We start from the raw sequence: 12431 nt of genomic DNA on the forward strand, positions 1-12431 counted from the left end.
TTCAGTCAGAGCTTTATTGAAAATTACATTAAAAGCGCATCATTTAATACCGTTATAGGATGCAAAGCTACACGTGCAGTACCATCCTTTATTTGATGTCTACAGCTTGTGCCATTTGCAACAATAATGGTGTCATCACTAGCCTTTCTTACAGCAGGAAATAGCGTTTGCTCACCCACTTTCATACTCACCGCATAATGTTCTTTTTCATACCCAAAGCTACCAGCCATACCACAACAACCCGAAGGGATAATAGTAGGAGTGTAATTTAAAGGAAGGTTAAGAATGGCAAAAGTATGTGACACTGAGGAAAGTGCTTTCTGGTGACAGTGACCATGTATTTTTAGTTTTTTGGCTTTCGCCGAAAATTGCTCGGAGGTAATAACCCCTCGTTTGATTTCACTATGTAAAAACTCTTCAATTAAAAATGATTGTGCCGAAAGCTTTTGGGCAACCTCCACATCATCTGCAAGCCTTAGATACTCATCTCTAAATGACAAAATAGCCGAAGGTTCAATACCTAGAATTACAGTGTCTTCAGCTAAATCCTTGAATAGTTCAATATTCTTATTTGCTAGTGTCTTAGCCTCCTCAAGAAATCCTTTTGAAATGTAAGAGCGTCCACTATCATGGTTAGTCACAACTTCCACCTCATAACCAAGGCGACGTAACAGCGTTAAAGCATCCTGACCAATGTTTCCATCCAGATACTGAGTGAACTCATCAATATATAAAATGACTTTAGTTTCACTTTTCAATTTCTGATTGACACTAGTATGAGCTATACCAGATACATCTAAAGGATCTGAAAATACATTTAATAAAGGTAGACTTCGCTCTGGTGCTATGCCCAAGCTAGCTTTTGCTATACCTGCAGTTATTTTAAGAAGTGTATTATATATTCTAGGAGAAAATGCTCCTAGTTTGTTGATTTTTGTCGTGTTTGCAAATAGTTTTGTACGAAGACTGCTCCCGTTAGCTTTCTGATATTGATACTCAAACTCAGCTTTTAATGTAGCTACATCCACATTACTAGGGCACTCACTAGCACAGGCCTTACAACTTAAGCAAAGGTCAAAGACCTCCTTTAATTCTGTATGGTCATATTTATTTGACTTATCTGATGTAGTTAGAAACTCTCTTAAAGCATTTGCTCTTGCTCTTGTTGTATCCTTCTCATCTCTTGTTGCTCTGTAACTAGGGCACATCGCACCTCCTGCACTTGGTAATTTTCTACAATCGCCGCTTCCATTACACTTTTCGGCAAGTCTAAGAATTCCTTGGTTATCCTCAAAATTCATGAGTGTATCTACCGCTGGCTCCTTGCGATCTACTTCATACCTCAAGCTTTCATCCATCGGGAAAGCATCGATTACTTTTCCAGCATTAAATACTTGATGGGGATCAAAAGCTTTTTTTACAGCTTTCATTACCTCATAATTCTCATCACCTACCATCATAGAGATAAACTCTGCGCGCACGATGCCATCTCCATGCTCGCCACTCATAGAGCCATTGTATTTTTTAACTAGATGCGCTACATCTGTAGTTATCTGTCTAAAAAGCGCTACATCTTGTGACGTTTTGAGATCAAGAATAGGACGTAAATGTATTTCTCCTGCACCAGCGTGGGCGTAGTACACGGCATCTTGCTCATGTCTTTTCATGAGCGCAGTAAATTCACTTATATATGGCGCAAGATCATCTAGCGCTACCGCTGTATCTTCTATACATGCAACGGCCTTTCTATCACCTATCATATTACCTAAAAGACCTAAGCCGGCTTTGCGTAGGTCCATTGCTTGAGCAATTTCATGACCTTCTAGGATAGGGTACGCATACCCATCGCTTTCTAGCTTTAATTGATCAATAAGTCTATTCGCCTGTTCTCGAGCGCCTTCTATGGTTTGATCTCTGAGTTCAAACATTAGAATTGCTGCCGGATCACCTTCTATAAAAAATCTATTCTTCTCTTGCTCCCGATTGTTCTTAGTACAATCTAGGATCACCTTGTCCATCATCTCACAAGTATACAGATCATGCTTCATAGCAGGGACTACAGCTTGTAAACATGAATCTAAATCCTTGTAATGCCCTGCAACCATAACGCCATAAGCAGGTGGCAACACATCTAACTGCAAGGTAATTTCTGTGGTAAATGCAAGTGTACCTTCACTCCCAGATAATAGTTTACAGAAATTAAAAGGTTTTCCATGCTCTTCAAATGGTGCGGTACTAGCGATTTCATCAAGTGCGTAACCGGTATTTCGGCGATGGATTTCGGGTTTGGGAAACTGCTCTTTAATCTCATTGCGAACGATACTTTGAGAAAAGTAATCATTTGTTCTTTTGTAAATGGAACCTTCCAAGTTGTCAAGGTTCAATTTTTGGCGAAAGCCAACTGCATCCAGTTCTTCAAAAATAGCGTCACTACCATCAGACAATACTGTCTTTAATCGAACAACTTTATCTCTTGTAACACCGTACTTGATACTGGTGGTTCCAGATGAGTTATTTCCCACCATTCCACCTATCATACATCTGTTTGCAGTAGACGTATTTGGCCCAAAAAACAAACCATGGGGCTTTAAAAACAAATTGAGTTCGTCTCTTATAACACCAGGTTGTACGGTTACCTGCTGCTTTTCTATATCAAAATGAATAATCTCTGTAAAATACTTAGACACATCTACCACAATACCATCTCCCACACATTGCCCAGCAAGCGAGGTTCCCGCCGTTCTTGGGATAAGGGTGATGTGTTGCGCTTTCGCGAAAGCGCATAACACCTTTATATCATTTACGGTCTTAGGAAAGGCAACAGCAAGCGGAATCTTGCGATAAACAGATGCATCTGTTGCATAGATAATTTTATGTAGTTGATCTACATGTAACTCTCCATCAAACTCGATTTCTAATTTTTTCAAACTAATTTCCATTAAGATAAAAGTAACTAAAACTTTATGTAGCCCTTAACGTTATGACTATATAATTACCAATAGTTTTGCCAATTCAAACAAACAATTACAATGAAAAAAACACTAGTTATTGCCCTACTTTTTCTAGGATTAAGTGGGATAGTTTATGCTCAAGAAATCTCTCCTAATGCAATAGGATTGAGAATTGGAGACAACGACGGATTTAGCACAGAAGTAAATTACCAAAGAGCTTTAAGTGAAAACAACAGACTAGAATTAGGACTAGCTTGGAGATCTGGAAACAACTTTGATGCAGTAAAAGGAACTGGAATTTACCAATGGGTATGGAACATTGATGGCGGTTTTAACTGGTATGCAGGTGTAGGTGCATCTGTAGGTGCTTTTGATGTTGATAACGACGCTCCATTTTTTGACGATGATGACAATGAGTTTTTTGTAAACGCGGCTGGAGATATAGGTATTGAGTACCGTTTTGATATCCCATTATTATTATCTCTAGATTTTAGACCAGAAGTAGGGATATTAAATGACTTTGACGATAGTCTTGAATTTGACGTAGCGTTAGGAATCCGTTACCTATTTTAATTAAGAGACTTTTTCTAAAGCTCTCTTATAAAGAGATTCATAAAGCGGCACAATGTTTTGTATATCAAACTTGGCCGCTTCTTTTCTTGCGTTTGTTTTAAACTTCTCAAGCGTATCATCATCTTCTAAGATTCTAATGGCGTTTTGAGCCATATCTGCAATGTTACCTACGTTAGATAAGTAACCGGTCACTCCGTCTACATTTACTTCTGGAATACCGCCTGCGTTACTTGAAATCACAGGTACACGATTTACCATAGCTTCTAGCGCCGCAAGTCCGAAGCTTTCTGCTTCAGATGGCAGAAGGAATAAATCAGAAAAACATAAGATTTTATCTACTTCATTACTGTTTCCTAAAAAGCGCACTTTATCTTCTATATCTAGTTCTTTTACGCGCTCTTCTGCTGCTTCTCTTTCTGGGCCTTCACCTACCATAAGTAGCTTAGAAGGAATTTCTAATTGTAAACGATAGAACACCTCAATCACGTCTGAGATACGCTTTACTTTTCTAAAGTTACTCACATGCGTAACAATACGCTCCCCTTCATTTGCCATTAAATCACGCTGACACTCTGTAAAAGTGTCTGTTACTGCACCAAAATCTATAAAATTAGGTACCACATCTATTTCTCTTGTTATTTCAAAGAGTCTCAGTGTGTCTTGCTTTAAGCTTTCTGAAACTGAAGTTACCACATCACTATTATTGATACTAAAACTTACTGCCGGACGATAAAATGGGTGACTACCTACAAGAGTAATATCTGTACCATGTAGCGTCGTTACCATAGGTACATGAATTCCTTCTTGCTTGAGCATTTCCTTTGCCATGTATCCTGCATATGCGTGAGGAATCGCGTAGTGTACGTGTAAAATATCAATTTTTTCTTTCTTGATAATTTTTACCAGCTTGCTAGAAAGTGCTAGCTCATATGGCTGATAATGAAAAAGCGGATAATCTGGAACGTTTACCTCGTGAAAATGAATATTGTCATTTAATAAAGCTAGGCGCACAGGTTGCTTGTACGTTACAAAGTGTACTTCGTGACCTCTTTTTGATAAAGCGATTCCTAGTTCTGTTGCTACTACTCCACTTCCTCCGAAGGTTGGGTAACAGACAATTGCAATTTTCATAACAGGATTTTTGGTAGATTTCTTTTTTGCTTTCGCGAAAGCGTACTCACATCATATCACTTATAATACGAGTATACAAATAGCACTTCAAATTTAATCAATTAAAGCATTATAAATGACTTCTTGAATCTTGGTTCTCAAACCAGATTTTATGAGTGCACGGTTATCCATTGTGGGGAATGTTCTATTTGATAGAAAGACATAGACAAGTTCGTTTTCTGGATCTGCCCAAGTGTATGTACCTGTAAAACCGCTGTGCCCAAAACTCGTCATAGGCACACAACCACAAGTAGGACCACCACCGCTCAATTGTGGCTTATCAAAACCTACACCTCGTCTAACATTATTATCACAGTAATAACAAGTATTAAAGCGATCCATGGTCTCTTTTGAAAAGTAGCGCTTACCACCGTAGTATCCGTTTTGAAGATACATTTGCATCATTTTGGCAACGTCATTTGAGTTTGAAAATAAACCAGCATGACCACCCATATTACTCTGCATGGCTGCTCCCATGTCATGCACATAGCCTTGTACTTTCTGGTTGCGCCAGTAAGAGTCGTTTTCTGATGGTACAACCATATCTTTGGCATACTTTCGCAATGGTCGGTAGCCTGTAAAGTTTGCTCCTAATGCGTTATAAAAGTGTGATCTTGTAATTTCATCAAGATTATCATTGTAGTGATCTTCTAGAAATTTTTTCATCAAATAATAAGGAAGGTCACTGTACTTATAAGATAGTCTAGAACGAAGATCACTATCTGCTATTTTCTTAACTAGTGTATCACCGTACCCTGTACGCAGGTACATTTTTTCGGCAACTTTGATATTATAATTTTCTGAGTATGCAGTGCTGTAATAATCATCAAGTGGCTTTTTTGTAACAGAATCTAGCGTGCTGATATAAAAAGGGATCCATGCCTTGAAACGACCATAGTGTGATAGCGCATCTTTGAGCGTGATATTTGCCTTATTACTCCCCTTTAGTGCAGGTATCAGGTTGCCTAATTTATCCTCTAAATCAATAGATCCTTCGCTCTCAAGCTCCATCAATAAAGGTAAAGAAGCGAGTATTTTTGTCATAGAAGCGATGTCATACATGTCTTCTGGACGTACAGCACGCTTTTTATTGTAGGTGTGATATCCAAAGCTTTTATCGTAAATCACCTTACCACGACGGGCCACTAGTACCTGAGCACCTGGCATCATAGCTCTTTTGATTCCGAGATTTACAAGGGAATCAATTTTAATGTTAAGCGTGTCTGCATTAAGACCAACCTCTTCTGGGATTCCATATGAAAGTCTTCTTAATGTTCCAGATTGTAAACCGGTTCTTATAGGCGTTTTACCTAGAGACACTGGCAACCTTCCCTTACTAGGTATGGCTCCAAAAATAAGTTGGGCGCTTTTTTCTTGGGCTAGCTGGCTATTTTGATAACTGTGAATTATAGCCTCAATATCTGCGCTATTTTGCAAATCTAGCATTGCATAAGGTCTTACAAAAAGGTCTAAAACGACAGTTTTAGTTTTTGCTATCTCTGTAATCCATCTAATTTCTTCTGCCGAAAATTTATAGGATTTCCAAGGGTTTGCATTAGATCTGTGAAAACCTATGATAACATAATTATAATCTTCTAATGCCTTCTGAGCCGCTTCAAGTGTTTTAGATTTTATCTCATCCACCTGTGCATACTTGCGTAGTTGAAATTTAAATGCAGATCCGTCATCATCACCTAAGCCTAAATAAGCAATCTTCTTTTGGTCAATGTTTACTACAGGAAGCACATTATTGTTATTCTTAGTAACGGTTATTGCATTTTCTATAGCTTCACTATAAACCACGTCATCAATACGTGCATTAAGATCATCAAGAAGGTATTTTGTGACAACGGGTTTGTATTTGTTTAAGCCCACTTTATACTTAGCATATAAAATTTTCTTTACCGAGTGTGCTAGTCTCTCTTCTGTAATCTTACCAGACTCAAGAGCCTTAATAATTTTGGCAGATGCAGAAGGTACATCTTCACTTATCAATAAAATATCATTTCCTGCCTCAAAAGCTGCAAGATCAATATCTCCAGGTTCTTTAAAATTTGCAGCGCCTTTCATATTCAAAGCATCTGTAAATATCAAACCGTGAAAGCGGTAATCTTCCTTAAGCATTTTTGTCACGATAGTAGGTGAGATACTTGTAGGCACTCCCACTTCTGGTACGAGAGCTGGCACATTAAGGTGTGCAACCATAATACTCGCAATACCATTCTCAATAATTGGCTTATATGGATACATCTCTACACTCTGCAGACGTTCCTTGGTAAAATTGAGTGTAGGTAGCGTTTTGTGACTATCTTTATCTGTATCACCGTGACCTGGGAAGTGTTTTGCACTTCCTAAGACTCCAGCTTCTTGCATTCCTTCCATGAAGGCAATTGCTTTTTCTGTAACGTTGATTTTATCTTCGCCAAAAGATCTATTTCCTATAATAGGATTTGCTGGATTGATATTGATATCAACCACTGGGGCAAAGTTAATGTGTACTCCTAAACGCTTAGAATGCTCTCCTATACGCTTTCCTACTTTCCTTACGATATTATTATCTTGTATAGCTCCTAGCGTCATATTCCAAGGAAAGGCGTAGGTACTATCTAATCTCATCGCAAGTCCCCACTCTGCATCCATCCCTATGAGAAGCTTCGTTTTTGCAAGGTCTTGAAACTCATTATTGAGTTTTGCTTGACGCATAGGCCCACCCTTAGAAAATATAAGACCGCCTATGTGTTCTTCTTTGATAAGCTTTTTAATTTTATCAATTTTAGCCTTAGGATCACTAGAGAACACATCAACCATAAATAACTGTCCCACGCGTTCCTTTGGCGTCATTTGCATATAAACAGAATCTACCCATTTACGCTGCGCAATAATGTCATTTGCATAGAGCGGGTATCGCTCTTGAGCATAAGAAATTACGGAAACAAATAAGAAAAATAATATGGTAATAATGCGTCTAGGCGCCATAAATGCAATATTTTAAGTTGTAGAAACGACTGCAATAACGACGCCAGATAGCGCTTATTACATTCTAATATAAAAGTAAAGGGTTTGAGGTACGCTTTCGCGAAAGCGTGCAAATCTTAACAACATCTTAAGACCTTCAAGTCACTTCTATTTACCCTTCTTGAGAAAACGAGAATGCCAGCTATCTATTGCTGGAATTTCCCAATTAGTTTTATACTCACCTACATTTGCAACAAGGTTATTGAAAACTATAGTGTTTTTACTTACCGCACCATCTTTAACCATCTTCTTAAACTCAAGCAGTGTTTTATAATGAATACGATCATTCTGATAATAGGTCACATTCATTTTATCTAGTAAGTCTACACCTAGCTCCTCTTGCTGCGCTATGATAAAACGAACCTGACTATCAATTGAGCATCCTGTTGCAGCAGCTTCAGACTGGTCAAGACCTATCACAATAAAGCGGTCATATTTAATCTCAAAACCAGCTTTTAGGCTTGCTCCGTGAGCTGTCCAGCTTGTTAAAAAAGTAGCCATATCTTTCTCTAGTTGAGCTACTTGTTCTTCTGTAAATTTTTGATCAGATTGATATAACCAGATTCTTGATGAGTCAGAAAGTGAATTAAAATCTACAAGCATTTTTATATTTTTTTTTTTAAAATAAAAGCGGAAATTAATCCGCTTTAAAATAAACTAAAACTATCGTACTTCAAGTATCGATATGTGAGTCTTACAATAATTATAAGGAGTACAATACTGCCAGGAGTAGCTATAATATGAACGAACTTATCGAACAAATCCGGCTTCTGACTAGGTTTGTCTTTATCATTCATAGCCTCTATAATTCTTCGGCAGAAGCTATCATTTCGGCAACATCCATTACCTCGACGCTACCTTCTTTTTCTTTACCTTTTATTCCGTCTGTCATCATTGTATTACAGAAAGGACACCCAGCAGCAATAATATCAGGCTTTACCTCGAGTGCTTGCTCCGTACGCTCTATGTTAACGTCTTTATTTCCTGGCTCTGGTTCTTTGAACATTTGTGCTCCACCAGCTCCACAACATAAACCGTTAGTCTTGCACTTACGCATTTCTACAAGCTCTACATCAAGCTTACGTAGTAAATCTCTTGGCGCCTCATATACTCCATTTGCACGACCTAAATAACAAGGATCATGAAAAGTGATACGCTTTCCTTTAAACTTACCTCCTTCTACCGTAAGGCGGCCATCGTCTAATAATGACTTTAAAAATTGCGTGTGGTGTACTACTTCATAATTTCCACCTAATGATGGGTACTCATTTTTGAGAGTATTAAAACAGTGAGGACAAGCCGTTACTATTTTCTTAACTTCATATCCGTTAAGCACTTCAATGTTGGTCACAGCTTGCATCTGGAATAAAAATTCATTCCCAGCACGTTTTGCTGGATCTCCAGTACAGCTTTCTTCTGCTCCTAATACTGCAAAATCTACATTTGCTTTATTTAAGATACGTGCAAAAGCCTTTGTTATCTTCTTTGCTCTATCATCAAAACTTCCTGCACAACCTACCCAAAATAATACTTCTGGTTGTTTTCCTAGCGCCACATACTCGGCCATAGTGGGTACTTTAAGTGTCTCGCTCATATTCTTGTATTCCGTGTAAAAAACGGTATTTAATTAATCTTCAAAAACTTCAATAGTTACTTTCTTCTCGATAAGGTCTGTAAACTTCCCTTTGTAACGAGTTGCTTTTACTAAGTGATTATCTACCCAGTGATAGTTACCTCCTCTAGGTTTCCCCATAAGTAAGCTATGGAATTTAAACCCATGACGGTTAAGCCATTCTGTAGTAACTGCTCTGTGCTCTTCTGTTCTAGAGGTAAAGAAGCAAATAATATGACCTTCATCATGCCATTTATTTAATGTTTTAAGCGCATCTGGAAATGGCTCACATGTACCCATACGTTCTGGCTCCTCATTAGGAACATCTTCTGTAATGGTACCATCTATGTCAATTAAGTAATTTTTGACTCCCTCTGGAAGCACCGGACTTACGTGTTCACCATCCTCTAGTTTCTCACTTAACATCTTGTCTACGTCTTCTTTATTCATGGTTGTCGTTTAAATTCTTAAAATCTTCTTTACTAAATCTCACATAAAGTGCCAGTCTGTGTTCTCCTGGTTTATTATACTTTGGATTATAGCGCTCTATAAGGGATTGCCTCATTGCTTCTTCACGTAGCACACCCATTTGAGAGTCACTACAATAATCACAAAAAATCTTTTTTACGGTAACACTATCTACTTGTAACTGTTCATTTACAAAAAGACGCGTGTACATTTTAAATTGTAAGCTATCAATTTTATAATTCTTTGTAGGAGATTGCGCTTTCGCGAAAGCGAAACTTAACAATAACCCTACAACTATAAAATATCTATGCTTCATTAATCCAGTTACCTCTATCCATCTGGTTAAACGGCCATGGCGCTCCATTATTCTCAATGTTTGTCATCGCGTTATTTAAATCTGTAGGCGCTGCACTTTCTTCCATTACCATGTAACGACGCATATCAACAATAATACTTAATGGGTCGATACCTATAGGACAAGCTTCTACACATGCATTACATGTAGTACAAGCCCAAAGCTCTTCTTTTGTGATATAATCATCAAGCAATTGCTTGTTGTCCATCACAAATACTCCATTGTTTTCATCTATATTTTTACCTACTTCCTCCAGACGGTCACGTGTATCCATCATGATTTTACGAGGGCTCAATTTTTTTCCAGTTTGGTTTGCAGGACATTCGCTTGTACAACGACCACATTCTGTACAGCTATATGAGTTCATAAGTTGCACCCAGTTAAGATCTGTCACATCACTTGCTCCAAATTTTCCAACCTCAGCTTCTTCAGCACCTTCGGCTGGCGCTGCAAAAGGATCTGCATCCGGGTCCATCATAAGCATTACCTCGTCTGTTACCGCTTTAAGGTTATCAAACTCTCCTTGTGGTTTAAGCTTAGCATACCAAGTATTTGGGAATGCTAAAAGAATATGTAAGTGCTTTGAATAATATAGGTAATTTAAGAAAATCAAGATACCTACAATGTGTATCCACCATGCAGCACGCTCTACAATAACAAGTGCGCCTATTGACATTCCGTCAAAAAGTGGAGCAATAAAACTACTTATTGGGAATGCACCTGTAATACTACCATCTGCCGAAGCATAATGATCTGCTCCCATCATTTGCAATTGTAAATCTGCGGCGTTCATTGTAAGAAATAAACCCATTAATACCACCTCAAAATATAAGATGATGTTACCGTCAGACTTAGGCCATCCTTTAAGTTCTGGACTTAAGAATCGTTTTATGTTCATCACATTACGACGAAGCCAGAAAATAATTACGGCAACAAGTACTAGAAATGCAAGAATCTCAAAACTTCCAATTAAGAAGTCATAAAGTCCGCCTAGAAAACTAAAAATTCTGTGAGTACCAAAAAGTCCATCTATGATAATCTCGAGGACTTCAATATTGATAATGATAAAACCTACGTAAACAACTACGTGTAAAATTCCAGAAACTGGTCTCTTTACCATTTTATACTGACCCAAGGCAATTTTTGCCATGTTTCGCCAGCGTTTTGGCTTGTTATCGGATCGATCTACGTCCTTTCCTAGATTAATATTACGTAGAAGTTTCTTGATGTTTTTAACAAAAAAACCAACTCCTAAAACTAGAACAATGAGAAAAATGATGTTTTGTACGTATTGCATATAAATTCGTTAGTTAAGCTCGCGCCTACTGTAACGAATCTTTAGGCGGAGTATACTCTCCTGGCTTTTTCCCGAAGAGTGAAAAATGTACATAACGTTTTGGGTTAAGCTTCATATCTTGAAGAAGATCTCCCATCTGGTTTGCTGTACGATCCAAATTTAAGTAAAGTTGATCATCATTCAAAAGTTTACCTACGGTTCCTTCAGGAGAATTTAACTTATTAGACAATTCTTGGAAATCTGCGATGGTTTTCTCTAAATCTGCAACCATTGTACCCATTTGAATTTTAGAGAGCGAATCTGATAATGTAGCGAAGTTGCCACTCATTTTATCTAGATTAGTAATCGTACGATCTAATTTATCTTGATTAGATGCTAGCAATCCATTTACAGATTTAGATATCCCTTTCATCTCACGAGAAGCTGCTGTAAAGTTTGCGATGGCATCTCTTAAGTTTGCTCTTGTATCTCTATCTAATACTGAGTTCACATTAACTAATAGTGAATCTGTATCTCCTATAACTTTTTCTACTTGGTTTTGAAGTGGCGTAAGTCGTTCATTTACAAGTTCCATGATCCCTTCACCCATTTCACCAGGTAAGGTATCTCCAGACTTAGCATTTCTTCCTTTTTCGTAAGAAGGGACAATCGCAAGCGATTTACCGCCTATGAGTCCTCCCCCATATACTCTAGCAAGACTATTGTTTGAAAACTCAAAATCCTTTTCCACTACAAACTTAACTACGAGCTTACCGCTACTGTCTGCAAAGTCTATAGACATTACTCTACCTACTGGCAATCCATTAATAGTTACTTGAGATGATGGTGCAAGACCTTCTACATTATCATACTTTGCATAAAGTATTTTACTCTTATCTAAAAGATTATTGCCTTTGAGGTAGTTGTAGCCAAATATTACAAGCAGCAGTGCTGCGATAACTAGAATGGCGGTTTTTATTTCTTTAGACATTAAATAAGATGCTTATTGGT

General features: G+C 37.9%; 10 protein-coding genes. 1 reads left to right on the forward strand and 9 read right to left on the reverse strand.

Translation table 11 applies throughout. The annotated features are described in order from the left end of the window. Nucleotides 1-23: 23 nt before the first annotated feature. Complete coding sequence (locus ACJJVU_RS11590; RefSeq protein ID WP_405225567.1) at nt 24-2939, reverse strand: FAD-binding and (Fe-S)-binding domain-containing protein; 2916 nt, start codon at nt 2937-2939, stop codon at nt 24-26. Nucleotides 2940-3029: 90 nt separating this feature from the next. Here ACJJVU_RS11590 and ACJJVU_RS11595 point away from each other — a divergent pair, with 90 nt between their 5' ends. After that, nucleotides 3030-3524 carry a hypothetical protein gene (locus ACJJVU_RS11595; protein WP_298324004.1) on the forward strand — a complete coding sequence of 165 codons (495 nt, stop codon included), beginning with the start codon at nt 3030-3032 and terminating at the stop codon, nt 3522-3524. Here the strand turns inward: ACJJVU_RS11595 and bshA are convergent, their stop codons facing one another. From bshA to ACJJVU_RS11635, 8 genes are all read right to left on the reverse strand, one after another. Further along, entirely contained in the window at nt 3525-4655 is a 1131-nt protein-coding gene (gene bshA, locus ACJJVU_RS11600) for an N-acetyl-alpha-D-glucosaminyl L-malate synthase BshA (RefSeq protein ID WP_405225570.1), read from the reverse strand. Between the two features lie 93 nt (nt 4656-4748). Further along, the gene (locus ACJJVU_RS11605; protein WP_405225573.1) at nt 4749-7670 is read right to left on the reverse strand and encodes a glycoside hydrolase family 3 N-terminal domain-containing protein; all 2922 of its coding nucleotides are present in this window, start codon (nt 7668-7670) and stop codon (nt 4749-4751) included. A 147-nt stretch (nt 7671-7817) separates the two neighbouring features. Next, a complete protein-coding gene (locus ACJJVU_RS11610; protein ID WP_298323995.1) occupies nt 7818-8312 on the reverse strand; it encodes an ABC transporter ATPase in 495 nt (164 codons plus the stop codon). A 199-nt stretch (nt 8313-8511) separates the two neighbouring features. Then, complete coding sequence (locus tag ACJJVU_RS11615; RefSeq protein ID WP_013749572.1) at nt 8512-9303, reverse strand: (Fe-S)-binding protein; 792 nt, start codon at nt 9301-9303, stop codon at nt 8512-8514. Nucleotides 9304-9336: 33 nt separating this feature from the next. After that, a complete protein-coding gene (locus ACJJVU_RS11620) occupies nt 9337-9771 on the reverse strand; it encodes a phosphoheptose isomerase (RefSeq protein ID WP_013749573.1) in 435 nt (144 codons plus the stop codon). Continuing rightward, complete coding sequence (locus ACJJVU_RS11625) at nt 9764-10105, reverse strand: hypothetical protein (protein WP_298323987.1); 342 nt, start codon at nt 10103-10105, stop codon at nt 9764-9766. The genes ACJJVU_RS11620 and ACJJVU_RS11625 overlap by 8 nt, the downstream gene beginning before the upstream one ends. Next, the gene (locus ACJJVU_RS11630) at nt 10095-11441 is read right to left on the reverse strand and encodes a 4Fe-4S dicluster domain-containing protein (protein WP_405225579.1); all 1347 of its coding nucleotides are present in this window, start codon (nt 11439-11441) and stop codon (nt 10095-10097) included. Before ACJJVU_RS11630 ends, ACJJVU_RS11625 begins: the two co-directional genes overlap by 11 nt. A 25-nt stretch (nt 11442-11466) precedes the next feature. Next, on the reverse strand, nt 11467-12411 hold the full coding sequence (locus tag ACJJVU_RS11635) for an MlaD family protein (protein ID WP_298323982.1): 945 nt from the start codon (nt 12409-12411) through the stop codon (nt 11467-11469). Nucleotides 12412-12431: the final 20 nt, after the last annotated feature.

It is taken from the genome of Dokdonia sp. Asnod1-B02 (genome assembly GCF_045063955.1).
Lineage (GTDB): Bacteria > Bacteroidota > Bacteroidia > Flavobacteriales > Flavobacteriaceae > Dokdonia.